Below are 24,013 nucleotides of genomic sequence, written 5' to 3' on the forward strand. Positions count from 1 at the left end.
TTGATGTTACATGACAGTAGAAATACTATCGCAAAATGACTGACCTTCCCCCGCTCAATAGTTTGCGTGCTTTCGATGCAGCAGGCCGCCGCCTTAGTTTCCGAGCCGCCGCTGATGAATTGGGCGTCACGCAAGGGGCCGTGGCGCAACAAGTGCGTCAGCTCGAAGCGCATCTTGATGTGGCCTTGTTTGAACGGGTACCGAAGGGCCTACGGTTTACATCGGTAGGACGCAGCTTTCACAACCGGATCGCTGACGTGTTTGCAGACCTTCGATCCGCAACTGCCGAGTTGAAGCCAGAGCCGTACAAAGTCCTTATCAGCGTCACTCCGACTTTCGCTGCAAAATGGCTGATCCCCAACCTACCGGATTTTTCGGCGGCATACCCGAACATTGATTTGCGAATCATGGCCACTGAGAAAGTCTCGAGTTTTCATAGCGACGGGATAGACCTCGCAGTGCGCCAAGGGTCGCCACCCTTCGGCGCTTCACTGGACGTGACGCTTTTGTTCAAGCAATCGCTCATCGCGGTAGCCGCGCCAAAATTCGCGGCCAAGGACGGTAGTCTCCTTGAGCCAGAAACCCTCGCCAAACTGCCGAAGATCCATGACACCCATGATCTATGGCCCAGCTACCTTGCGCAATTGGGCGTCGAGGACCAGTCTCCCCGTGTCCTCCGCTTGAGCCAAACGTCGCTTGCGGTCGACGCTGCCATCGCTGGACAAGGCGTGGCCTTGGTAAGCCGGTTTCTAGTAGCTCATGACATTGAAGCCGGACGCTTGGTCGAGGTTGGTGCAGCCTGGGACGTGAGCAGAAATGACTTCTATGTCCTCATGTCGCGAGCCACTAAAAACCATGAGGCAGTGGCCAACGTTGTGGCATGGCTCAAGTTGCGCTCAACGGAGGATAGCTGAATGCCTTGAATGGAAAACAGTCATTCAAATCATTCGGGCGAATGGCGGTAGAGTCCGCACATCCGACGCCCCGATCTAATACAGCCTTGCGGAAAGCTGCGAGGATGTTTTTCGCGTCAGCGCCCGGTACGCCTAGTGTTGTTTTGACTTCGCAACACTTCCGATAAGAGGCTCGGAGAAACCCCGCACCCTTCCCACATTCCAGAATAGAAATATGGTTTTGGCGTTCCCAATCACCGCCGACGGTCGCGGCGCGAGCTCATGGGTTGGAAGGCCACGCCGACATGCGCCTCGCAGTAGGGCTTGCCCGCTTCAACCGGCAGGCCGCAGAACCAGAAATCCTCGGTCGCGGGGTCGCCGACGGGCCATTTGCAGGTCTTTTCGGTCAGCTCCATCAACGTCAGCTTCTTGGCTTTCTTCTCAACCTCATTGACCTTGGCCAGCGCCTCGGGGCTGATCTCATTCGCCGAAGGCTGCGGCGGCAGAGGTTGACCCGCCGGGATGATCTGACGGCGGGCGGGAACCGCAGGTTTCGCCTCGGCTGCCGGGGCAGGGGCGGGACGCGCGGGTTCGGTCTTGGGTGCGGGCTTTGGTTTCGCCTCGGCCTTGGGCGCGGGTGCCGGTTTTTCCTTGGGCTCGGCCTTGGCGGGCGTTGTACCGGTTGCGCGGTTGGACAGGCCCAGACGGTGGACCTTGCCGATCACCGCGTTGCGGGTCACGCCGCCCAGTTCCTTGGCGATCTGGCTGGCCGACTGGCCCTCGCCCCACATTTTCTTCAGCAGTTCTACGCGCTCGTCAGTCCAGGACATCGGTTGCCTTTCAAAAGCGGAAAGCGGCCCCGGATTCGGGCCGCCTTGGGAATTCGTCTCAGCGCCCTATTCTAATCACTGCGGGCCGAGTTACAAGCGGTCTTCGAATCAGTTAAAAGGCTCTCATGCAGAATCTTATGGATCAGGACGCGCGCCGGTTTGGCGCGGTCAATTGGATGGGCCTCTACACGCTGGCCAAACGCGAAACCCTGCGCTTTATGGCAGTGTGGACCCAGACCTTGCTGGCCCCGCTGGTGACGGCTGGATTGTTCCTGTTGATCTTCACTATTGCCATCGGCCCAAGTCGGCCTGACGTGATGGGTGTTCCGTTTCTGATCTTTCTGGCGCCCGGTATCATGATGATGACGGTGATCCAGAATGCCTTCGCCAATACCTCGTCCTCTATGGTCATTTCGAAAGTGCAGGGGAACATTGTGGATACCCTGATGCCACCGCTTTCCCCACTGGAGATCCTGCTGGGTTATCTTGCAGGCGGCATCGCGCGCGGCGTTTTGATTGCTTGTGTTGTGGCCCTCGCGTTTCTGGTGTTTCTGTCGATTGCGCCGCAGAACCTATTCATCACCCTAATCTTCGTGATTCTAGGCGGAGCCTTCATGGGCGCGCTGGGCCTGTTTGCCGGGATTTTTGCTAATAAATTCGACCAGATGGCCGCGATCACCAACTTCATCGTCACGCCCTTAGCCTTCCTATCGGGTACCTTCTACTCGGTCGAGGCGCTGCCTCCGATGCTGAACAAACTGAGTCATCTGAATCCGGTTTTCTATCTGATCGACGGTCTGCGCTATGGGATGATCGGCGTCTCCGATAGCTCACCTTGGCTGGGAATGGCAGTTTGCACCGGGGCGACGCTGTTCGTCGGTGCGGTGACCTGGCAGATGTTACGGACGGGCTACCGGCTCAAGGCCTGACGGTGAATGGTTTCGCGCCAGACCAGAATCAACGCGCCTGTCAGGATTATGGATGAGCCGATGATACTGATCCGATCCGGGATCACGCTAAAGATCGCAAAGTCGTAGAACGCCGCGAAGATCAATGTGGCATAGCTGATGGGCGCAACGAACGAGGCATCGGCGCGGGCCATTCCGTTGACGAAACAGGCCTGCGCGCAGGCCATCAACCCCCCGATTCCGGCCAAAGCTGCCCATTGTGCAGGGGTCGGCGCCTGCCACACGGCAATCACCGCGACCGAGGCGATGGTCAGGCCCAATCCGTTGTTCACCAAAAGAATCTGGATCGGAATCTCGCGGCCCGAGAGTTTTTTGATGAAAATCAGCTCCATCCCGATCACCACGGCCGCCGTCAGGGCCAACAGGGCGGCCGGTTGGAAACTGGCAGGCGTCGGGCGCAAGAGAATCAGTGCCCCGGTTAAAGCCACCGCTGCGGCCAGCCAACGCCAAGGGCCGACACCTTCTTTCAGCAGCGGGATGGCCAGAACCATCGCAAAAACCGGGTTAAGGAAGGAAATCGCCGTGGCGTCCGCGATCGGGATATAAGCGACGGATGCAAACATCAGCGTGATCCCCAGCCATCCGAAACTGGTGCGGCCGATATGCAGCCCCCAATGAGGGCGCCTCAGCGCCGGGCGCAGAACAACTGTGGCGGTCACGATCACCACAAAGGCAAACAGAAACCGCCCGTGGCTGATCTGCATCGGATGCAGCGCAGGGCCAAGCGTGTCTGTCCCCAACGCTTTGGCCAGCAATGTTGTCCCTGCGAGCAGGGCGCTGGCGGCAAAGATCAACAGGGCCGCAAGGGGCGGATTCTGAGGTGTCGGCATCATGGCCAAGCGGTGTGCCACAGGAGTTGAAATAGCAAGCGTGAAATGGCGGCTTCTCATCTCATTGTGAAATTTCAGGGCTTTCTAACTATTGGTCTTCCCAGACAGATCGAACCTCGCTATACGAGCCGCCATGATCAAAACCGCACATATCCTGCGCCTCCGACGCCGACGCCTGACCGCATAACCGGCCCGTTTGATCTATTTGCGCTGTCCAAATCCGCGCATTCTCCACCAAATCAGTTGACGACCATGGCCCCGGTGTATCACTCACAGGGCTTAAGCTATCTTAAAAGGATGATCCGATGATCCCGTCCGTTCTGCCGACATATAATCGTGCGCCCCTGACTTTCGTGAAGGGCGAAGGAGCCTGGCTGACCGAGGCGGATGGCCGACGTTTTCTGGACCTCGGGGCGGGCATCGCGGTGAACGCGCTGGGCCACGCGCATCCGGCGCTTGTGAACGCGCTGACCGAGCAGGCACACGCGCTGTGGCATGTCTCGAACCTCTACCACATTCCGCAGCAGCAGGCGCTGGCCGATAAGCTGGTCGAGCATACCTTCGCCGACACGGTGTTCTTTACCAACTCGGGCACCGAGTCCTGCGAACTGGCCGTGAAAATGGCCCGCAAGTATTTCAATGACAAAGGCCAGCCTGAGAAGGTCGAGATCATCACCTTCGATGGCTCGTTCCACGGACGGTCTTCGGCTGGTATCGCCGCCGCCGGGTCCGAGAAGATGACCAAAGGCTTTGGCCCTCTGCTGCCCGGTTTCGTGCATCTCACCTTCGGAGATCTGGACGGAGTCACCAATGCGATTACCGAAAAAACAGCGGCAATCATGATCGAGCCGGTGCAGGGCGAAGGCGGAATCCGCCCCGTTCCCGACGCCGAACTCAAAGCCCTGCGTCAGATATGTGACGAACACGGCCTGTTGCTGATCTTGGACGAGGTCCAGTGCGGCGTGGGCCGGACCGGTAAGCTCTTTGCCCACGAATGGGCGGGTATCACGCCCGATATCATGATGGTCGCCAAAGGCATCGGCGGAGGCTTCCCTCTGGGCGCGGTGCTGGCCACGGAAGAGGCCGCCAGCGGCATGACCGCAGGCACGCATGGCTCGACCTACGGAGGAAATCCACTCGGTTGCGCCGTTGGTTGCGCCGTGATCGACCAGGTCGCCACGCCTGCCTTCCTCGAAGGCGTCAACCGCAAGGCTGGCTTGCTTCGCCAGAAACTCGAAGGCTTGGTGGCCGACCACCCCGAGGTTTTCGAAGAGGTGCGCGGCACCGGCTTGATGCTGGGCCTGAAGTGCACAGCGACAAATATCGACGTCGTCAACGCAGGCTATGACAACGAGGTCATCACGGTTCCCGCCGCCGACAACGTCATTCGCCTGCTGCCGCCACTGACCCTGACCGAGGACGATATCGCCCAGGCGATGATCCGCCTCGATAAGGCCGCAACGCAAATCGAAGCCAACCTGGCCACCGCCTGATCCTTCTTCTGTTCACAAATTCCTCGGGGGTGTGGGGGCTGGCCCCCACGTACCACACAGCCAAAAGCGAAACGATATGAACCATTTCCTTGATATTCACAAAACCGGCGCAGCCGACCTGCGCAACATGATTGATCAAGCGGGCGCGATGAAACAGGCCCGCCTTGGACGGCCAAAAGCCGCGCTGGATGATGAACAGCCGCTCAAAGACCATATGGTCGCGCTGATCTTCGAAAAACCCTCGACCCGGACGCGTGTGTCCTTTGATGTCGGTGTTCGCCAGATGGGCGGTCAGACCATGGTTCTGTCCGGCAAGGACATGCAGTTGGGGCATGGCGAAACCATCGCCGACACGGCGCGTGTCCTGTCACGCTATGTGGACATGATCATGATCCGCACCTTTGACGAGACCGTCTTGACCGAGATGGCCGAATACTCGGACGTACCTGTGATCAACGGCTTGACCGACCGCACCCATCCTTGCCAGATCATGGCCGATATCCTGACCTACGAAGAACACCGCGGCCCTATTGCGGGTAAAAAAGTGGTCTGGACCGGCGACGGGAACAACGTTTGCGCCTCGTTCCTTCACGCGGCAGGGCAGTTCGGCTTTGACCTGACCTTCACCGGCCCGGCACAGTTCGACCCCGAGGAAGAATTCATTGGTTTTGCCCGTCAGAAGGGCTCGAAAATCGTCGTTGAGCGAGATCCCTACAAGGCCGTTGAGGGCGCAGATCTGGTGGTTGCCGATACCTGGGTCTCGATGCATGACAGCCAATCCGCGAAAGAGCGCCGCCACAACATGCTGCGCCCCTATCAGGTCAATACCGAGCTGATGTCCCATGCCAAGCCGGATGCACTGTTCATGCACTGCCTGCCCGCCCACCGCGAGGAAGAAGCGACCTCCGAGGTGATGGACGGCCCGAACTCCGTGATCTTTGATGAGGCCGAGAACCGCCTTCATGCGCAAAAGGCAGTGATGCGGTGGTGTCTGGGCGTTTAAGCCCGTCTCCTCACGTCCCAAACACGCAGTTTGGCGAGCGCCCGCCCGCTCGCTAATAGCACCAAAACGCAGAGGGCGGTCTTGGTCATGATCTCCATCGTGCCCTCGATCAGCATGGCATGCACAACGCTTCCGACGATCGTCACAGAAGCCAGCGTCGTATGCGTTAGCCGCCAGACGCGAAACCGCAAGGCCAAGCGCTGTCGGTAGATACCCAGAAACGCCGCAAAAAATGCCGCCCACATGGCGATCACTCCCCAAGCGGAAAACGGGGTCGCTGAGACGAAGAGCAACGCATCCACCACATCCGGAGGGCTGGTAATCCAAAGGCCGCCAACATGGATAAAGATCGCCAAGATCAACGTAATCCCGACCCATCTGTGCATGCGACGGCTGTTCATCGGGGCAAGACCCGGCAAAATTCTGGCCGCCAGTAGAGGTTGAAGCAACAACAACCCAAGGCTCAGAACCCCGGCAAAGCCTGCTAGGATGTAGATTGGGTCACGCCAAGCGAGATAAGGGCTGGTTGCGGCCGTGATCAAAGGACCAAGCAACGCTCCCCCAATCCCCAGCCAAATCAGAGCGATGCGGATCACTTGGTTCAGGCAGGTTGTAGCACGAAATGTGCGGCCAGCGTCTTGTCTTTCGCGCTAGACATCACAGGCCGCAGGAACACCGTCTGGAACTCACCGCTGTCATAGGCCAGATGCCCATGCGGTTGCCCGAAGGCAGGCACGATCTGCGGCATCTCCAGCCGAAACTCGCCATTGGCGTCGGTCAAGGTCGCTCCGTGACTGTGAGGATCGCGCTCGTGCCCTTCGGTCGTGTGCGCCCAGATCTGGATGCGTTGACCGGGCAGGGGCGCTCCATCCCCGGCGCGTCGCACCGTGCCTGTCATCCAGAACCCTCCGCCACCGATCCTGTCGACGATCGGCGCGCCGGGGCGATAGTTGTTGGACCCACCGCGCATCGAAGGGGTCGCAGCGAGCCCGCTGGCGTGCGCTCCCTCCGATAAACCCGTCGCGAGGGTGCCAATGCCGGCAACTAGAAGAGACCGGCGGGTTATATGAAGGCGCGTCATGGAAACTCTCCTGTCATGTGGCCCACATTCTAGCCCGACCTGACTGGCCGGGTTCGCCTATCCCAAAATATAGCACGCTTGTTTGGAAAACCGAGCGCGCGCCGTCTAAGCGTGGACAATTTAATGTTCACGGCTATGTGACGGTACATGGCCCACCGAGCTTCAACGAACCAGACGCCGCACCAAGTATGTGCATAGTTGCGCGATACATGTCGTGAACTCTGCGCTACAGTGCATTCAGGAACGTTAGAAAGTTAGTCCGTCCGACCAAAGGAGATCAGGCATGAGCTGGAACCCGACTCACACCCCCGACTGCGTCACGGAAAACCCGGCGCTTGAGACGTTGATCATCCCGCGTGCCCGTGATCTGGGCGGGTTCGAAGTGCGCCGGGCGCTGCCATCGGTCGAACGCCAACTGGTCGGGCCGTTCATCTTCTTCGATCAGATGGGTCCAGCCGAGTTCATCACCGAAGGCGGCATAGATGTCCGCCCGCATCCTCACATCGGGCTGGGGACGGTGACCTATCTGTATCAGGGCGAGTTCGAACATCGGGACAGTCTGGGCACCCACCAAATGATCTACCCCGGTGAGGTCAACTGGATGGTCGCCGGTCGCGGCGTGACCCACTCTGAACGCACAAGTGCTGAGACGCGCGCCCGCGAAAACAAGCTATTCGGGATCCAGACCTGGATCGCCTTGCCCGAAGCGCATGAGGATATGGCACCGGATTTTGAGCATCACAAACAAGGCGCGCTGCCCCATATTCAGGACAAAGGCGTCAGCGCCCGCCTGATCCTCGGCTCGGCCTATGGTGAGACAAGCCCGGTCACCATGCTGTCCGAGACATTCTATCTGGATGTCCAACTGGACCCTAGTGCCTCGTTCCCGCTGCCGGACGACCATGAGGATCGGGGCGTCTATGTCACCGAAGGCTCAGTCGAGATTGCGGGCGATAACTTCGAGGCCGGTCGCATGATGGTTTTCCGTCCGGGCGACAAGCTCTCGGTCACGGCCGGGCCGATGGGCGCGCGGCTTATGTTGCTCGGCGGCGCGACCCTCAACGAAGAGCGCTATATTTGGTGGAATTTCGTGTCCTCGTCGAAGGAAAAAATCGAACACGCAACACGGGAATGGAAGAACGCCGACTGGGCGAACGGAGCCTTCCACCTGCCGCCCGGCGATGATCAGGAGTTCATACCCATCTCGCCGGAACTGGAACGCACCAAACCCAGACTAGCCCGCTGAACGCCACGTTACCTGACGCTGGACTTGCCCCGGCATGCCATCCCGGTGATCCTTGCCGCAACGGAGGGATCGCCATGAAGATCGTTATTGCAGGTGCGGGCAGTATCGGTTGCTATTGCGGCGCGTTGCTGGCTGATGCCGGGCATATGGTCACTCTGCTCGGCCGCGCCCGCGTTTTGGACCCGATCCGAGAGCAGGGGCTGACGGTCACCGATTTCTCGGGTCTCAGCCTCACGGTTCCGGCGACGTCGCTGACGCTCAGCACAGATCCCACTTGTCTGGCCAAAGCCGATCTGATCATCGTCACTGTGAAATCTGGCGCGACCGAAGACATGGCGGCGCTGATCGCTGCGCACGCGTCGCAGTCGGCTCCGGTCCTTTCGTGGCAAAACGGGATGGAGAACGCCCGAACCCTGCGCGCCGCATTGCCCAACCACGATGTTCGCGCGGGGATGGTGCCTTTCAACGTGGTTCCAAACCGACCTGCCACCTATCACCGCGCCACGTCCGGGGATATCGTCATACAAGCGGGCCCGGGGTCCTTGGCTGAACATCTGACCAGCGCTCAGCTTGCGATCACCGAGAGCGACCAGATCGAGGCCGTTCAGTGGGGCAAGCTCGTCATCAACCTCAACAACGCGCTGAATGCCTTATCTGGCCTTACGCTGGTCGAACAATTGACGGACCGCAGTTGGCGTAGCCTGATGGCCGATCAGATGGTCGAGGCGCTTTCAGTTCTTAAAGCCGCCGGTCACCCGGTCGCCTCGACCACGCCGCTGCCTGCATGGATGACGCCGCATATCCTGCGCCTGCCGACACCTCTGTTCAAGCGCATCGCCTCTAAAATGCTGACCATCGACCCCAGCGCGCGAACCTCGATGGCCTATGACCTCAGCGCTGGTCGCCCTACGGAAATCGACAGTCTGCAAGGTGAAATTATCCGTCTAGGCGTGTCCCTGAACAGACCAACCCCAATCAACAGCCGGGTCGCCGAATTGATCCGTGCAACCACAACAGAACCCATGCGGCCTGCCCAGATCAGACCCTGATCCGCTCTTCATCTGGCTAAAAATATCGCGGAGCGCGAGGCAGAGCCTCGCAAGTCCCCAGCTTATCCAAATGCAGTCAGCATCCAGAAAATCACAGCGGACAACACAGCCGCTGCTGGAACGGTCACCACCCAAGCGGCCACGATCGTCATGAAATGCGACCGGCGAACCAGCTTGCGCCGCTGATGCTCTTCCCGCGCCAGTCGCTGCTCGGGCGGGCGTTGGCGGTTGGAGTGTGCCCAGCGTCGATCAGAATGCCATTCTCGGTAGAAGCCTACGCCAAAAACGGCACCCACGGTGATATGGGTCGAACTGACTGGCAGGCCCAACCAGCTGGCCAGGATCACGGTGATTGCGGCAGACAGCGCGACGCAGAAGGCGCGCATCGGGTTCAGCTTGGTGATCTGACTGCCCACCATTCTGATCAGTTTCGGCCCGAACAGGAACAGACCAAAGGAAATCCCAAAGGCTCCGATCACCATGACCCATGTGGGAATGGTGACTTTGGCGGCAAAATCTCCGAACTCGGCTGCGTGCACGATAGCGGCCAGAGGGCCGACCGCATTTGCCACGTCATTGGCCCCATGCGCAAAGCTTAGGAAGGTCGCTGAAATCACCAGAGGCAACCCGAACAGGGTTTTCAGCGACCGCGTGCGGTTCTCCAGCCCTTGCGAGCGACGGCGCACCCAAGGCACCGTCACGGCCCATGCCATCAGACCGGCGGCCAAACCGATCAGAACAGCTGTGTTCAGATCAATCGCAACGATTTTCTTAAGCCCCTTAACCGCCAGATAGGTGGCGAACGCACCGGCCATCAGCCCCACGAGGATCGGCACCCAGCGTTGTGCGGCTGCAATCTTGTCGTCCCGATACTGGATTTTGGCCTTGATAAGCGCCAGAAACACAGCCGCGATCACGCCTCCCAGAACCGGAGAGATCACCCAGCTGGCCGCGATCGCCCCCATGGTTCCCCAGCTGACCGCGCTCAGCCCTGCCGCGGCGACGCCAGCACCCATGACTCCGCCCACGACGGAATGGGTGGTCGAAACAGGCGCGCCCAGCCAGGTCGCAAGGTTGACCCACATGGCCGAGGAGATCAGTGCCGCCATCATCGCCCAGATGAACACATTGCTGTTCTGGACTGAGGCCGGGTCAATGATCCCCTTGGAGATGGTTGAAACCACATCTCCACCTGCCAGCAACGCGCCTGCGCTTTCGGCAATGGCCGCGATGGCAATCGCGCCGCCCATGGTCAGGGCATTTGCACCCACGGCCGGGCCCATGTTGTTGGCCACGTCATTGGCGCCGATATTGATTGCCATATAGGCCCCGAACGCCGCCGCTGCGACGACGATGACGCCACCATCCGCTTGCCCGAACAGAACTGCCGCCGTCAACCCGGCCAATGCCATGAAGGCCAGAGCTATGCCTGGTGCAAGCAAGGGGCGGGCGACATGCGCATTTGCTGTCTCGACCCGCGAGATGCGATGCAGGTCGCTGTCCAGCGCCTTCCAGCGCGGTTTGGAGTTCGTGTTCGACATGGGTGTGATGAGGTCCAAAAAGATTGACGCCGGTCCCTACAGGTTTCACGACCTGAGGGCAACCATGACGCCACTTGACCCTTAAAGATGCCTTAGAAGGGCCTTGAGTTCAGGCTCATCCACACGTTCAGCTGCTATCTTCGGCGTCACCCAGCTCCGCTGACGCTGATCTGCTTCGGGGAAGTCATCCAGAAGTTTCGTCACGCGAAGACGGTAGACGCTGGTCAACACTGCTTCGACTGAGCCGTCTTTGAGGACCTTGTCATAGGTGAAGTGACCCACTGGCTCTTTTTTGGCTTTGGCCTCGCGCACGCCGGCCTCTTCCCAAGCCTCTTGCAGGGCAGTTCCGGCTCCGTCCAGTCCGTCGATCGGCCAGCCTTTGGGAATGATCCAGCGCCCGGTATCGCGGCTGGTCACCAAAAGAACCTCGTGGCCTGATTTGGTCTGACGCGTACAGAGGGCGGCCACCTGCACGCGCTTGGGTCGCTGTATCATAGGTCGTCCGACCTCATCCCAGATTCTCTGCAACTGCGCTTTCATTCTTCTGCCGCTCGGAAAACATCTTACCTCAATGCATGTTCAGATAGTCGTCGGAGTAGATGAATGCAACGTAACCTCGGAAAAACGGCTTTTCTTAGGGGTTTGGCGGCAATTTTGTCGCAATTTGGGGGGAATTCGGCAAAATTCGGTGCTTGGTGATGCCTCAGCCGGGCCTTCGTTTGGCCCGCAACGTCGGATCGGCCTGCGTTGGATCTTCGGGCCAAGGGTGTTTGGGGTATTGCGCGCGCATGTCCTTGCGGACATCCGCGTAAGAGCCAGCCCAGAACCCCGGCAGGTCGCGGGTGATCTGGATCGGGCGTTGCGCGGGAGACAGCAGGGTGATCTTCAGCGGTGTGCCTCCGACCACCGGATGGCGCGTGACACCGAACAGCTCTTGCAGACGCACCGAGATTTCGGGCGCGTCGCCGCCATAGTCGATGGGAACCTTGCGGCCCAGCGGGGTAACGAAGGATCCCGGAGCAAGGCGGTCCAGCTCTTGCGTCTGCGCCCAGTCCAAACGGGCCCGCAGCGCGGGCAGCAGGTCAAAGCGCTTCCAGTCCTCTGCACTGCGCACGCCCGAGAGCATCGGCAGCAGCCAATCTTCCACTGTTTCGATCAGCCCTTGGCCCGAGAAGTCGGGCAGGTCGACCCCATCAGCTCGCACCAGTTCAACCCGCGCGGCCAGCCGGGCGGCTGCGCCCTCCAACCGCAGCCCCAGATCGCGCACGCCGTCCAACATGGCACGGGCGATCGCGTCCTCGGGGACGTCTTTCCAGATCCGGTCCTCTAGCGTGATTGCGCCGAGGCGTTCTTGCCGCCGTGAAATGACCCGTCGGTCGCGTTTTGACCAGACGCAACTGGTCTCCCATCCGATCTGATCTGCGAACAGGGCGCGAATTTCACTTTCGCTGATCTGAACGGCCATGCGCGCCTTCGCCTCGCGCGGGTTGCCGTCCGTATCTATGACCACCAAATAGGGCGCGCCTGCCAGCGTGTCGCCATTGTCCAGAACAACGCCCTTGCCGCCGGACAGCACATAGCGTGGCGCGTCGCCCTTGCGCCTTTGGCCAATGCGGTCGGGATAGGCCAGCGCAGCCATGGCAGCGGGGCTGAGGTTTTCGACCTCAGATTCGGCCTGTGCCCGCAGCCGTTTGGCCTCGGCCTTGACCCGGTCCAACACGCCCATATTGACCTGCCACACTCGGCTGCGCTGAAACGCACGGGCGTCGCGCAGAGCCTCAAGCCGCAAGGACAGGTCAACCGGAGCGCCCTTCAGCGGATCACGTTCCGCCATCAGTACGGCCAGAGGGGCTGCCTGCGCCCCCGCCGTAACCAGCATATGACCCAAGCGGGGATGCAAGGGCAGGGCAGCCAATGCACGCCCATGATCCGTGATCCGCCCCTTGCCATCCAAAGCGCCCAGTAAGGTCAGCAGCGCCTGCGCCTCAGCCAGAGCGCCCTCGGGCGGAGCTGTCAGAAATGCCAGATCGCCGGCTTCGGCCCCCCAGAGTGCCAGTTCCAGCGCAAGCCCGGTCAGGTCGGCGGCCTCGATCTCGGCAGGCGGGTAGGCGGCCAATGCCCCCTCTTCGCCTTTCGACCACAGCCGATAGCACAGCCCGTCTGAAACCCGGCCCGCCCGGCCTGCGCGCTGGGTCGCTTCAGCCCGTGTCACCCGTTCCGTCACTAGCCGCGACATGCCCGAGCCGGGATCGAACCGTGCCCGCCGGGCCTGTCCCATATCAACCACGACGCGGATATCGGGGATCGTCAGCGAGGTTTCGGCAATCGAGGTTGCCAGCACCACCTTCCGCCCGCTCTCAACCGGCGCAATGGCCGCGCGCTGGGCGGCAAAGGGCATGGCCCCAAAGAGAGGGCGCACAACGCAATCCTGTGGCAAACGTCCGGACAGTGCGCTTTCTGCGCGCCGAATCTCTCCTTCGCCCGGGAGGAACACGAGGATACCGCCACCGATAGCCTGGCTGTCCCGCTCAGCTTTAGCGACCAGATCAATCAGCGCATCCAGCCGCTGGGCCTGCGCACCCAATGGTTTCTCCAACCATCGCGTTTCAACCGGATAGTTGCGGCCTTCCGAGGTCACCAGCGGGGCCTTCATCAACCTCCCCACAGGATCTGCATCCAGCGTCGCGGACATCGCCAGCAGGATCAGATCATCGCGCAGGGCTCCGGTCACCTCAAGACACAGAGCCAGTCCCAGATCGGCGTTCAGAGAGCGTTCGTGGAACTCATCGAAAATCACCGCTCCGACGCCGGGCAGGTCCGGTTCGGATTGCAACATACGGGTCAGGATGCCTTCGGTGACCACCTCGATCCGGGTGGATTTCGACACTTTCGCATCGCCTCGGACGCGGTAACCTACCGTTTGCCCGGCGCGTTCGCCCAGCGTTTCGGCCATACGTTCGGCTGCGGCGCGGGCAGCCAGCCGGCGGGGCTCCAACATCACAATCCGACCGGCGCATAGTCCGGCCTCTAGCATCGCCAGAGGCGCCCGCGTCGTCTTGCCCGCGCCCGGCGGGGCCTGCAGCACGGCACGACCATGGGTTCTCAGGGCCTCCAGGAGTTCCGGAAGGGCGTCATCTATCGGCAAACGGCTCATGCGGCCTTATCGCCAAAGCGAGACCCGACGTCCAGAAGCAGCGCAGTTAATCCCGCAGGGCCTCTGGACAAACCACGCGTCGCACATTCATCTAGGGCGGATTCTAAAGGGACCGGACGGATGGACATAGCTGACTTGGGCGACAGGATATTGCAGGGCGAGCGTCGGGCTTTGGCGCGTGCGATTACCTTGGTCGAAAGCCAGCGGGAAGATCACCGGGCACAAGCGACTGAGTTGCTGTCCCATCTGGCGCAATCCGGGCGGCAATCCCTGCGGATTGGTCTGTCAGGTACGCCGGGTGTCGGCAAGTCCACCTTCATCGAAAGCTTTGGCATGATGCTGATCGGGCAGGGGTTGCGCGTCGCAGTTCTGGCCGTGGATCCCAGCTCGGCCCGCTCGGGTGGGTCCATTCTGGGCGACAAAACCCGGATGGAGCGTCTGAGCCGTGAGAAAAACGCCTTTATCCGCCCGTCTCCCAGCCAGAGCCACCTCGGCGGCGTCGCCCGCCGAACCCGCGAGGCCATCGCCCTGTGCGAGGCAGCCGGCTACGATGTCGTTTTGATCGAAACCGTGGGGGTCGGCCAGTCCGAAACCGTGGTTTCGGAGCTGTCGGACCTGTTCCTGCTGCTGCTGGCCCCGGCAGGCGGGGATGAGTTGCAAGGCGTGAAGCGCGGTATCATGGAGATGGCCGACATCATCCTGATCAACAAGGCCGACGGAGACCTTAAGGCAACCGCAACCCGCACCTGTGCCGATTACGCCGGTGCCCTGCGCCTGTTGCGCAAACGGCCTCAGGACCCCGAAGGTTTCCCGAAGGCCATGGCCGTCTCAGCGGTTGAGGAACATGGGCTGGACAAGGCATGGGCGGAAATTCAGAGTCTGACCGATTGGAGGCGCGAGGCGGGTCATTGGCAATCCAATCGCGCCGCACAAGCCCGCTATTGGTTCGATCAAGAGGTGCGGCATTCGCTGCTTGCACGCCTTGAAACAGCCCAGGCCAAGGCCCAGATGGCGCAGCTTGATGCAGAAGTATCCCAAGGTCGCCTCAGCCCTGCTGCAGCCGCCGAGAAAATGCTGGCGAGTCTGGTCTAAAGGTGCTTTCACCTTTTCCAAAATACGCGCGCCGCAGGTGCGGCCCGGCAGGCCGTTCCGCAGTAAACGGTTTTGTAAAAGAATCCGTCCGCCGTGTCTTGACCCTTCCAGCGATTCCCACTAAACGCATCCAACCAGTTTTCGGGCGCGACTTCGGGTTGTGCCCCTTGTGATTTGGCCGCAGGCGTTTTGCCGGGCCTCCAGAAACAAAGGAAGAAACCATGTCGCGCCGTTGCGAACTGACCGGAAAAGGCCCGATGACTGGCAACAATGTCAGCCACGCCAAAAACAGAACTCGTCGTCGTTTTCTGCCGAACCTGAACGACGTTACCCTGCAGTCCGAGACCCTGGGTCGCGGCGTTAAGCTGCGCATCTCGGCGGCTGCCCTGCGCTCGGTCGACCACCGTGGTGGTCTGGACGCGTTCCTGGCGAAAGCCAAGGACGAAGAGCTGTCGGCAAACGCTCTGAAAGTGAAAAAGGAAATCGCTAAGGCCCAAGCCGCGGCCTAAGTCCTTACACTTAACAGAATTCCAAAGCCTCGAACCTAGCCGGTTCGGGGCTTTTTCATTTGGAAACGATTGGCAACGGTTGTGCTCGTCCGGGAAACAAAATCCTCTTGAGTGATCTTGTTCACAGACAAAGCCGCCCTATTTTTGACATTATTGGTTTATCAACAACGAGTGTTGTCCAATGTCATTTAAGAGTTTTTATTTCTTTCTTTTGCTGAGTAAGCTGGCAAGTAAGACAATTTCCGCATGTTCCCGGATGCAGCGCCGGGTTAACCGGTCTCATACCAGCCTCACAAAGGGAACCGTAAAGCGGCGCGGTCTGGAATACTGAAGCGATTTCGGGCGCGACGGTTTGGCGCTTGTAGCTTGTTTGCGCAGCGGCCTATATCCAGGCCGAATGAAACGTTTCGTGCCTCGAATCCTTCCAGTTGTGATGTGCCTGTTGGTTGTTCTGACAGGGCAGGGATTGGCCGTTTCGCGCGGAGTTGACCGCGCAGTAGGCCAAATGGTGCTGTGTACGGGCACAGGACCCGTTGTCGTCTATATGGATGAGGAGGGGCAGCCGACAGCGCCTCCGCACTATTGTCCGGACTATGCTTTGGCTCTGCTAGGGGCAGTTCATCCGCATCCTCCGGTCGTACCTGATGCGCCGCTGATGCGTGGTGTTCAGCCGCTCAGCCGCGATGAAAACTTGATCGCGCTGCCTTTGCCGCGGAAACCGGCGCGGGCCCCTCCGGTGAAGGTCTGATTCCCTTTCGATACAAATCAGACCAAAATAAATAGGAGAGGCGCGATGTCCCTCAAATCCACTCTGTTCGCAACACTGGCCGGTTGTGTGTTGGCCGTTCCAGCCTTTGCCGCCGATATCATCGTTGTAGACGACGCATACGCTCGGTCGTCTGGTAAGGCAGCCAAGGCGGGTGCGGCCTTTATGGTGATACAGAACACCAGTGATACCGATGATCGCCTGATCAGTGCGACTTCGGACGTATCGGCTCGGGTCGAGCTGCACACCCATATGATCGACGATGCGGGCGTGGCCAAGATGGTGCATGTCGAGGAAGGCTTTGTGATTCCAGCGGGTGAGAGCTTTGCGCTCAAGCGCGGGGGCGCCCATGTGATGTTCATGGGTCTGAAGGACCCTTTTGAACAAGGCGAGATGCTGCCTGTTACCTTGGTTTTTGAAAATGCAGGTGAGGTCGTGGTTGAGATTCCGGTTGATCTGGAACGCGAGGACAAACATGGCCATGATAACCACGGGTCGTATTCGAACTAGGTGAACGCCTGTCTTCGGACCGCGTTGCGGCCATCATCCATGCGTAAGGCCGGGCACAGAGCCCGGCCTTTTGCATCCCTAGGCTGGTGTTGGCACATCAGCGATTGATGGTTTTCATGCCGACCCGGTCGCTGGCGTTGTGCAGACGGGTGGCCAGCCAGAACATCACGGCTGCAATCGCAAGTGCTGAAAAGGCGATGGCCCATCCCAGTGCGATCAATGCAACGGCTGGCCATATCATCAGGACCAGGCCGATGATCAAAGCTGCGATCCCTGACCCACGCATCGAGCCGCGTTGAGGGTCGCGCTCATTCATTTGTTGTGAAGCGGCCAGTGAGCCGATGCCGATGATCAATGCCCAGGCGCCCAGTAGGAAGAAGGCCAGCTTGACGGTGCCTTCGGGCCAGATCAGCAGAACGAGGCCGATCAGAACAGCGCCGATGGCCGCCCCGCCCAACAGCCCGCGACGACCAACCCCCAAAAGAGTCAACCCGCCGTCGATGATCAACAGTGCCCCAACCAGCCGTAGCAACAGCGCGATGCTGCTCGAGGGCCAGAACAGCGCGGCGATCCCGACCGCACCCGCCAGCACCCCACGTATCAGAAACGTCCACCACAGGCTTGAAAGTTGCGCGCTCAGCCTGTCTCGCTCGGTCATGCTGTTATCGTCCAGAATCTCGCCGGTTTGGGGGTCTTGGTCGGTCATTTTACGGCCTCTTGAAAAACCTTGTTGAAATAGAGCGGGATAGTCCCGCTTTGTCGTTCGCACTAGGTTTGAATCTGTAGTAAGCGATCAACCCATTTTGGCACAGTTTCGGACGCTTTGCCCAGAAGATGGTCGTCGAAGCCTCCGCCGGTCGGCTCAAGATTGATCTCGATTGTTCGCGCTCCAATTGCTTGAGCTTCGTGGACAAAAGCTGCCGCTGGATAGACTTGGCCTGATGTGCCGATCGCAGCGAAGATCGTGGCGGAGGCGAGGTGATCGAAAACCTCCTCCATATGATAGGGCATTTCCCCAAACCAGACCACGTCAGGGCGTGCGGTGGGGGCGTTGCAGGCCGGGCAGGGCTCGCCCACCTCCATCTCAGGCGGTGCTGTCCAGCGGTGGCCACAGGATGCGCAGAGCGCGCCGGATAGTTTCCCGTGCATGTGGATCACATCCTGCGCGCCGCCGGCCTCGTGCAGCCCGTCAACATTTTGCGTGACGATCACAACCTCGCCCGGAAAGCCCCGTTGCAGCCGGGCCAGCGCTTTATGCGCCGCGTTGGGTTCCACCTTGGCGGCCTGCACGCGGCGGGCGTTGTAGAACCCCTGAACCAAGGCAGGGTCGCGGGCGAAACCCTCGGGCGTTGCCACATCCTCAATCCGGTGTTGCGCCCACAGGCCGCCCTCATCGCGAAAGGTGCTGAGGCCGCTTTCGGCGGAAATCCCGGCCCCGGTCAGAATGACGATCTTTTCCATATGCCCCTCACGCGCTACAGATTGGCCCATGACACATCGTATCCTCTTTGTTTGCCTGGGCAATATCTGTCGGTCTCCTGCGGCCGAGGGCACTTTTCGCGCTCGCGCGCGCCACCATGAAACCGACAGCGCCGGGACGGCAGGCTGGCATATCGGCAAGCCGCCTTATGGTCCGATGCAATCCGCAGCCAAGGCGCGGGATATCAAGCTGGACGATCTGCGGGCCCGGCAATTCGTGGTTGAGGATTTCGAGCGGTTCGACCTGATTTTGGGGATGGACGCCGAGAACATCGCGAATATTGAAGCCCTGCGCCCGGTCGGTAATCAGACCCAGGTTCGTCTATTGACTGATTTCGCGCCTCAGGCCGGGGCGGATCACGTGCCTGACCCGTACTACACGCGGGATTTTGACGGCGCGCTGGATCTGATCGAAACCGCTGTCGAAGGGCTTGCCGCGTATCTTGAGGGCTAACTGTTCATCACCTTCAACTGTCCGCTGAGCCAGGGCAGCTTGGCAATGGCCGGGTCGATCATCTGGCTTTGCATCAGCCGTCGCATCATGCCCGAGACTTCTTGCGGGACCTGATCGGACCAGTCGGTGCGGGTGAACAACGAAATCGTGCGAGAAAACGCTCCAAGGGGGCAGGGATGGGCCTGCAGGTCCTCGTGGAACCGGGCCGCGCGCATATATCCCAGCGGTGTGGTGATCGCCCAGCCCAAGCCCCGCGCCACCATCGCCATCAGGGCCAGGTGTGAGCCGATCTCGAACCGCTCCTCGAACTCGATTTGCTGTCGGGCGATATGGCTTTCAATCTGACGGCTGATCAGCTGCTCGCGCGCATATCGCAGGAAAGGCAGTTTCTCGACGGCCTCGGTTCCATTGCCGACGCTGCTCGGCGCGACCAGAATGAAGGGGTCCTGCACCAGAGGGTACTCTACGACCCCCTCCAACACCTCGCCGCTATGGGCTGAGACGGCCATATGCAGGCGCTGTGCTTCAAGCTCGGAAAACAAGTCAAGGCTGGGCAGGGTGATCAGCTTGAATTTCGAGCGCGTCAGGCTGTCGGCCAAAAGGGTCGCAAGCCGCGGTGTCAGGTCGTTGTCGAAATCGTCGATCAATCCGATCGAGAGCGTCGTGAGATGGCCAAGATCCATCACGGTCAGCTCGCTTTGGGCCATCTGCAGCTCGGACAGAACCGCCTGCGCGCGTGTCAGAAAACTGCGCCCGGCCTGCGTCAGTCGCATTGGCCTTCGCCCGTGGTCCACCAGATCGGTGCCGATGGCCTTTTCCAGATTGCGCAACTGCTGAGAAACCGAGGGCTGGCTGAGCCCCGTGATCTCCGCCGCTTGTGCCACCGATCCTGTCCGGGCCAGCGCCTCAAACACCTCAAGGCCCCGCAGGGTCAGCCCTTTCATCACCATAAGATACACCTTTCGCTGCGCCTTTTTTTGGGGCGCAGCGGGCATCAGGTCAAGGTTTCAGAACGGCCTAGCTGCAGATCGCCTGCGCCATTTGGCCAAAGTTCTGATAGCGATCCCACAGCGCGTCATCGCGTGCAGTCTGAGACATCTTCAATTGCTGCGCCTGATGGGGGTCAGTGAACCATTTCGAGACGGTCTTCTGATCACTGCGCGTCAACGCTTGATCTGCCACGCGCTGGATACAAGAACACCGCGCCCGCGTCGCTGCCTGACGGTCCGACGCCAAACACGCCCGCTTGATCTGCGATGCGTCCGCAACCGGAGCCACTGTCGTCAGCGACGCCGCACAAAATGCGATTAGGAGGAACTGTTTCATGCTCATGCCTCGTTTTTGCCTGCTTGGAGGGATCTTGCGCCCCTCTCAATCTGCGCGGGAGTATGAATCAAACATGGCTTGGGATCAATACGTAGGACTTCACAAAGCAAGACCGTGGCTTCACGACGTCTTAGTGGCATTCGCGCGATCTGCATCGGCCCGGCAGTTGGGGGGGTGATATTCTGAAAAAACAAAGCGTCTGGCTCTGCGTCCCGAGGTGCTTTCGCAACAAACATACTTTCTGCCTCAACCCCGTTGGCCTTTAGGATGCTATGTCGATCAAGCAAGATGTGATGATAACTAACGGCGCGTGCATCGGAGAAGTGGGCAAGGCCAACATCAACAAGGCTGATTGCAGGAACAAATACGTCCGGTACCCCAAACATTAGCTCAGCCGCAGGGTGCGTGATCAGCAGCCGATGTTGCTGTGAAACGCTGAGCGAAATTGGATTTTGCAATGGGCCGGAGGGGATTTCGACCGCTCTAAAACTCCCGCTCGCGATCACATCTTGTGATCCGACCCAAGTGATTGGCAGGTGCCCGTCATCTTTCGTCCAGACCAAGTCGCCCACCTGAAGCTTCTCAATCGGGGTATCACCCTCTGGGGTCTCTATGAGTGTTCCACGGCAATAGCAGATTGGGCTCACATAATCTGAGGATTCAAAGCTCGGACCCTCTTGCGTGCTGACGACGGTCAGTGGGATACCTGACGGAGGAAACTCGCCCGGGCCGCCGATGAATGCTATCCCTTCAACTGTACCAAAGGCGGGGGAGGAGTTATTCACATTGAAGGCAACAGCCTGGTAGGTATTGGTTCCATCCGTCAGGGTAATTCCATATTCGGCCTCAACCCGCGTACCACTGGAAAACAGGGTTCCATCAATTGTTTGGTCACCATCCAAACGCTGATTTCCATCATTGTCTGCAAAGCTCGTGTCTGAACCTGCGTCCGTAATGAAGACTTCCGTAACAGCTAGAGTGTCGATCGTGATTGTTTCGCCAATCAGATGAATGCCGGTGCCCTGAGTGAGGCCGTCCAGCCCTTGCGCGACCGAAATCGTTAGCTGGCTTTCGCCCAAAACGAAGATAGAGTAATCGGCCACCTGATAGCTGCTTTCTGGCTCTTATTCGGATCAGTCGCTTTAAGCATTCTACCCATTGGCTAGAATCCGGTAAATGCTATTGCTCAGAAAGCTGCGAGAATGGCCTTTTTTGCAACGCTTCAGCGCTTGACGAGACCACAAACTCCGGACATATCCCAATCCATGACAGACCTCGCTCATATCCGCAATTTCTCCATCGTCGCGCATATCGACCATGGCAAATCCACCCTTGCTGACCGGCTCATCCAAGAGACCGGAACGGTCAAGGATCGTGACATGAAGGAACAGCTGCTCGACAGCATGGACATCGAGCGTGAGCGCGGCATCACCATCAAGGCCAACACGGTTCGCATCGACTATACCGCCGACAATGGCGAGGCATATGTGCTGAACCTGATCGACACACCCGGCCACGTGGACTTTGCCTATGAGGTCAGCCGGTCGATGCGCGCGGTCGAGGGCTCTCTGCTGGTTGTTGACTCGACCCAAGGGGTTGAGGCGCAGACGCTGGCCAACGTGTATCAGGCCATCGCCGCCGATCATGAGATCGTACCGGTGCTGAACAAAATCGACCTGCCTGCGTCCGATTGTGATCGCGTGGCGGAACAGATCGAGGATGTGATCGGCATCGACGCGACGGACGCGATTCAGGTCTCGGCAAAGACGGGGCAGGGCATCCATGAGACACTCGAAGCCATCGTCCAGCAACTGCCCGCACCGCAGGGAAATCTCGACGCGCCGCTTAAGGCGATGCTGGTGGATTCGTGGTATGACGCCTATCTCGGCGTTATCGTTCTGGTCCGCATCATGGACGGCACGTTGAAAAAGGGCATGCGGGTCAAGTTCATGTCGAACGGTACCTTGCATCATGTCGACCGCGTCGGTGTCTTCCGCCCCGAGATGGAGATGGTGGACTCGCTGGGCCCCGGTGAGATCGGCTTTCTGACCGCCTCAATCAAACAGGTCCGCGACACCCGCGTGGGTGATACCATCACCAATGACCGCAACGGGACTGAGGACGCGCTGGACGGCTTCAAACCCGCGCAGCCGGTGGTGTTCTGTGGCCTCTTCCCCGTAGACTCGGCTGAATTCGAAGACCTGCGTGACGCGATCGACAAACTTGCGCTGAACGACGCCAGCTTTAGCTTTGAAATGGAAACATCCGCCGCGCTGGGCTTTGGCTTCCGCTGCGGCTTCCTCGGCCTTTTGCACCTTGAGGTCATTCGCGACCGGATCGAACGCGAATACGATATTGAGCTCATCACTACCGCGCCGTCGGTGATCTATCACGTCTACATGAAAGACGGCGAGATGATCGAGCTGCACAACCCCGCCGACATGCCCGACCCCTCGAAGGTCGACCATATCGAGGAACCGCGCATTAAGGCGACCATTCTGGTGCCCGACGAATACCTCGGCGACGTGCTGAAACTCTGCCAGGATCGCCGCGGCAGCCAGCTAGACCTGACCTATGCGGGCACCCGCGCCATGGTCGTCTATGACCTGCCGCTGAACGAGGTCGTCTTTGACTTCTACGACCGCCTGAAATCGGTGACCAAGGGCTATGCCTCGTTCGACTACCAGATGACCGGCTATACCGAGGATAATCTGGTCAAGATGTCGGTGCTGGTGAATGACGAACCGGTCGATGCGCTGTCGACCATGGTTCACCGCGACCGGGCCGAGATGCGGGGCCGGGCGATGTGCGAAAAGCTCAAGGACCTGATCCCGCGCCACATGTTCAAAATCCCGATTCAGGCCGCCATCGGAGGCAAGGTCATCGCCCGCGAGACGCTCTCGGCGCTGCGCAAGGACGTGACCGCGAAGTGCTACGGAGGCGACGCCACGCGGAAACGCAAACTGCTGGACAAGCAGAAGGCGGGTAAAAAGAAGATGCGTCAGTTCGGGAAGGTGGATATCCCACAAGAGGCGTTTATTAGCGCCCTAAAAATGGACAGCTGAGTCTGCCCATTTTTTCGGTGGGTAGGCGAAAGCCGTTGGCGCAGCCAACTACGTGCCCACGCGATTAGATCGATGAAGAAGTTTGGTTTTCTTAGGTTGGGTGCACTACTATCGGCACAACTCTTTGATGTATTCTGGATGGAAGGTCTTCGTGAATAAGGGCAATCATGCTCAAAACAGTGAGATAGATCCTGTCAGCATCTTTTAGTACGACGTCAATTTGCTCCCGCGTCACAGCGGTATTTTCGCGCTGAAACTTGGTTTCCTTTTTCGTACCGGTTTTGGTTACATAGTCGACACGCATGAAACCTTGGGGACTGTCAAAGAATGCGCCGTGTGCGGCCATATGCCGATTCTGTACAAATCGTTTAATCCAGTCAGATAGCTTGGATAGCTCATCCGAGAACCCAAATGTTTTTGCTGGCTCACTGCATTTACCGAGCTGTTCGAGGAATCGACCAGTTTGGAGCTTCCTAACTTTACAGTACTCATGAAACCAATCCTCGCTTTCTGGTTCCAGCCCTCTCAAGCAAACAATTAAGGCGCTGGCCATCATTTCAATGTGCGCGCACGTTTGAAGGTAGAGCCCCAATTCGTATGCAAACTCTCGTCGAATGAGTTGTTCTACTGCTGTACCTTTATTTGGAAATGAGTTCTTCATAAATTAGCTCGTGTTTTGACGGTTAAGGTCTCTTGCTCAGCGAGACAGCAGTAGTACTAAGTT

Annotated in this window: 25 protein-coding genes; 12 read left to right on the forward strand and 13 right to left on the reverse strand. The window is 59.3% G+C overall.

Going from position 1 to position 24,013, the window contains the following annotated elements; genetic code table 11:
• Positions 1 to 35 precede the first annotated feature (35 nt).
• Positions 36 to 914 carry a LysR substrate-binding domain-containing protein gene (locus ACXAH8_RS19490; RefSeq protein ID WP_475220282.1) on the forward strand — a complete coding sequence of 293 codons (879 nt, stop codon included), beginning with the start codon at positions 36 to 38 and terminating at the stop codon, positions 912 to 914.
• A 233-nt stretch (positions 915 to 1,147) separates the two neighbouring features.
• On the opposite strand, the gene ACXAH8_RS19495 is transcribed toward ACXAH8_RS19490, so the two are convergent.
• Positions 1,148 to 1,723: a GcrA family cell cycle regulator gene (locus tag ACXAH8_RS19495; protein ID WP_475220283.1), complete on the reverse strand. Its 576-nt coding sequence runs from the start codon at positions 1,721 to 1,723 to the stop codon at positions 1,148 to 1,150.
• 125 nt (positions 1,724 to 1,848) lie between these two features.
• On the opposite strand from ACXAH8_RS19495, the gene ACXAH8_RS19500 reads away from it, so the two are divergent.
• A complete protein-coding gene (locus tag ACXAH8_RS19500) occupies positions 1,849 to 2,652 on the forward strand; it encodes an ABC transporter permease (RefSeq protein ID WP_475220284.1) in 804 nt (267 codons plus the stop codon).
• Here ACXAH8_RS19500 and ACXAH8_RS19505 read toward each other — a convergent pair.
• Positions 2,634 to 3,524, reverse strand: a complete 891-nt coding sequence (locus ACXAH8_RS19505) for a DMT family transporter (protein ID WP_475220285.1) — start codon at positions 3,522 to 3,524, stop codon at positions 2,634 to 2,636. The two genes, ACXAH8_RS19500 and ACXAH8_RS19505, sit on opposite strands and share 19 nt — an antisense overlap.
• Before the next feature lie 302 nt (positions 3,525 to 3,826).
• Between ACXAH8_RS19505 and ACXAH8_RS19510 the strand changes: the two genes are divergently transcribed.
• Both ACXAH8_RS19510 and argF read left to right on the forward strand, forming a co-directional pair.
• Positions 3,827 to 5,014: an acetylornithine transaminase gene (locus ACXAH8_RS19510; RefSeq protein ID WP_475220286.1), complete on the forward strand. Its 1,188-nt coding sequence runs from the start codon at positions 3,827 to 3,829 to the stop codon at positions 5,012 to 5,014.
• 76 nt (positions 5,015 to 5,090) lie between these two features.
• Positions 5,091 to 6,017: an ornithine carbamoyltransferase gene (gene argF / locus ACXAH8_RS19515; RefSeq protein WP_425083832.1), complete on the forward strand. Its 927-nt coding sequence runs from the start codon at positions 5,091 to 5,093 to the stop codon at positions 6,015 to 6,017.
• On the opposite strand, the gene ACXAH8_RS19520 is transcribed toward argF, so the two are convergent.
• Complete coding sequence (locus ACXAH8_RS19520; RefSeq protein ID WP_475220320.1) at positions 6,014 to 6,610, reverse strand: ferric reductase-like transmembrane domain-containing protein; 597 nt, start codon at positions 6,608 to 6,610, stop codon at positions 6,014 to 6,016. The two genes, argF and ACXAH8_RS19520, sit on opposite strands and share 4 nt — an antisense overlap.
• Before the next feature lie 8 nt (positions 6,611 to 6,618).
• Complete coding sequence (locus ACXAH8_RS19525) at positions 6,619 to 7,098, reverse strand: peptidase associated/transthyretin-like domain-containing protein (RefSeq protein ID WP_475220287.1); 480 nt, start codon at positions 7,096 to 7,098, stop codon at positions 6,619 to 6,621.
• 283 nt (positions 7,099 to 7,381) lie between these two features.
• On the opposite strand from ACXAH8_RS19525, the gene ACXAH8_RS19530 reads away from it, so the two are divergent.
• Together ACXAH8_RS19530 and ACXAH8_RS19535 are read left to right on the forward strand one after the other, a co-directional pair.
• On the forward strand, positions 7,382 to 8,344 hold the full coding sequence (locus tag ACXAH8_RS19530) for a pirin family protein (protein ID WP_475220288.1): 963 nt from the start codon (positions 7,382 to 7,384) through the stop codon (positions 8,342 to 8,344).
• 74 nt (positions 8,345 to 8,418) lie between these two features.
• Positions 8,419 to 9,393: a 2-dehydropantoate 2-reductase gene (locus tag ACXAH8_RS19535; protein WP_475220289.1), complete on the forward strand. Its 975-nt coding sequence runs from the start codon at positions 8,419 to 8,421 to the stop codon at positions 9,391 to 9,393.
• Positions 9,394 to 9,455: 62 nt separating this feature from the next.
• Here the strand turns inward: ACXAH8_RS19535 and ACXAH8_RS19540 are convergent, their stop codons facing one another.
• The 3 genes from ACXAH8_RS19540 to hrpB form a co-directional block, all read right to left on the reverse strand.
• Positions 9,456 to 10,934, reverse strand: a complete 1,479-nt coding sequence (locus ACXAH8_RS19540; protein WP_475220290.1) for an inorganic phosphate transporter — start codon at positions 10,932 to 10,934, stop codon at positions 9,456 to 9,458.
• An 81-nt stretch (positions 10,935 to 11,015) separates the two neighbouring features.
• Positions 11,016 to 11,474: an NUDIX hydrolase gene (locus ACXAH8_RS19545; protein ID WP_475220291.1), complete on the reverse strand. Its 459-nt coding sequence runs from the start codon at positions 11,472 to 11,474 to the stop codon at positions 11,016 to 11,018.
• A 163-nt stretch (positions 11,475 to 11,637) separates the two neighbouring features.
• Positions 11,638 to 14,088 (reverse strand): ATP-dependent helicase HrpB, encoded by a 2,451-nt coding sequence (gene hrpB, locus ACXAH8_RS19550; RefSeq protein ID WP_475220292.1) that lies wholly within the window; start codon positions 14,086 to 14,088, stop codon positions 11,638 to 11,640.
• Between the two features lie 120 nt (positions 14,089 to 14,208).
• Here hrpB and meaB point away from each other — a divergent pair, with 120 nt between their 5' ends.
• From meaB to ACXAH8_RS19570, 4 genes are all read left to right on the forward strand, one after another.
• Positions 14,209 to 15,180 carry a methylmalonyl Co-A mutase-associated GTPase MeaB gene (gene meaB, locus ACXAH8_RS19555; protein ID WP_170489656.1) on the forward strand — a complete coding sequence of 324 codons (972 nt, stop codon included), beginning with the start codon at positions 14,209 to 14,211 and terminating at the stop codon, positions 15,178 to 15,180.
• Positions 15,181 to 15,401: 221 nt separating this feature from the next.
• A complete protein-coding gene (gene rpmB, locus ACXAH8_RS19560) occupies positions 15,402 to 15,689 on the forward strand; it encodes a 50S ribosomal protein L28 (protein ID WP_085794823.1) in 288 nt (95 codons plus the stop codon).
• A gap of 409 nt (positions 15,690 to 16,098) precedes the next feature.
• Positions 16,099 to 16,437 carry a hypothetical protein gene (locus ACXAH8_RS19565; protein ID WP_475220293.1) on the forward strand — a complete coding sequence of 113 codons (339 nt, stop codon included), beginning with the start codon at positions 16,099 to 16,101 and terminating at the stop codon, positions 16,435 to 16,437.
• Positions 16,438 to 16,482: 45 nt separating this feature from the next.
• On the forward strand, positions 16,483 to 16,965 hold the full coding sequence (locus ACXAH8_RS19570; RefSeq protein ID WP_475220294.1) for a copper chaperone PCu(A)C: 483 nt from the start codon (positions 16,483 to 16,485) through the stop codon (positions 16,963 to 16,965).
• 97 nt (positions 16,966 to 17,062) lie between these two features.
• Here ACXAH8_RS19570 and ACXAH8_RS19575 read toward each other — a convergent pair whose 3' ends face one another.
• Positions 17,063 to 17,671 carry an HdeD family acid-resistance protein gene (locus ACXAH8_RS19575; protein WP_425083824.1) on the reverse strand — a complete coding sequence of 203 codons (609 nt, stop codon included), beginning with the start codon at positions 17,669 to 17,671 and terminating at the stop codon, positions 17,063 to 17,065.
• A 62-nt stretch (positions 17,672 to 17,733) separates the two neighbouring features.
• A complete protein-coding gene (locus ACXAH8_RS19580) occupies positions 17,734 to 18,426 on the reverse strand; it encodes an NAD-dependent deacylase (RefSeq protein ID WP_475220321.1) in 693 nt (230 codons plus the stop codon).
• Positions 18,427 to 18,454: 28 nt separating this feature from the next.
• Here ACXAH8_RS19580 and ACXAH8_RS19585 point away from each other — a divergent pair, with 28 nt between their 5' ends.
• The gene (locus ACXAH8_RS19585; protein ID WP_475220295.1) at positions 18,455 to 18,898 is read left to right on the forward strand and encodes a low molecular weight protein-tyrosine-phosphatase; all 444 of its coding nucleotides are present in this window, start codon (positions 18,455 to 18,457) and stop codon (positions 18,896 to 18,898) included.
• Here the strand turns inward: ACXAH8_RS19585 and ACXAH8_RS19590 are convergent.
• The 3 genes from ACXAH8_RS19590 to ACXAH8_RS19600 all read right to left on the reverse strand — a co-directional run bounded on the left by ACXAH8_RS19590 (position 18,895) and on the right by ACXAH8_RS19600 (position 21,327).
• A complete protein-coding gene (locus ACXAH8_RS19590; RefSeq protein WP_475220322.1) occupies positions 18,895 to 19,848 on the reverse strand; it encodes a LysR family transcriptional regulator in 954 nt (317 codons plus the stop codon). The genes ACXAH8_RS19585 and ACXAH8_RS19590 overlap by 4 nt on opposite strands.
• A gap of 67 nt (positions 19,849 to 19,915) precedes the next feature.
• On the reverse strand, positions 19,916 to 20,224 hold the full coding sequence (locus ACXAH8_RS19595; protein ID WP_170660004.1) for a hypothetical protein: 309 nt from the start codon (positions 20,222 to 20,224) through the stop codon (positions 19,916 to 19,918).
• Positions 20,225 to 20,226: 2 nt separating this feature from the next.
• Positions 20,227 to 21,327 (reverse strand): Hint domain-containing protein, encoded by a 1,101-nt coding sequence (locus ACXAH8_RS19600; RefSeq protein WP_475220296.1) that lies wholly within the window; start codon positions 21,325 to 21,327, stop codon positions 20,227 to 20,229.
• Between the two features lie 162 nt (positions 21,328 to 21,489).
• Here ACXAH8_RS19600 and lepA point away from each other — a divergent pair, with 162 nt between their 5' ends.
• Positions 21,490 to 23,289, forward strand: a complete 1,800-nt coding sequence (lepA, locus tag ACXAH8_RS19605; RefSeq protein ID WP_475220297.1) for a translation elongation factor 4 — start codon at positions 21,490 to 21,492, stop codon at positions 23,287 to 23,289.
• A gap of 91 nt (positions 23,290 to 23,380) precedes the next feature.
• Here lepA and ACXAH8_RS19610 read toward each other — a convergent pair whose 3' ends face one another.
• Entirely contained in the window at positions 23,381 to 23,950 is a 570-nt protein-coding gene (locus ACXAH8_RS19610) for a hypothetical protein (RefSeq protein ID WP_475220298.1), read from the reverse strand.
• Between the last annotated feature and the right edge of the window lie 63 nt (positions 23,951 to 24,013).

The organism is Ruegeria sp. ABV3_008 (genome assembly GCF_056161185.1).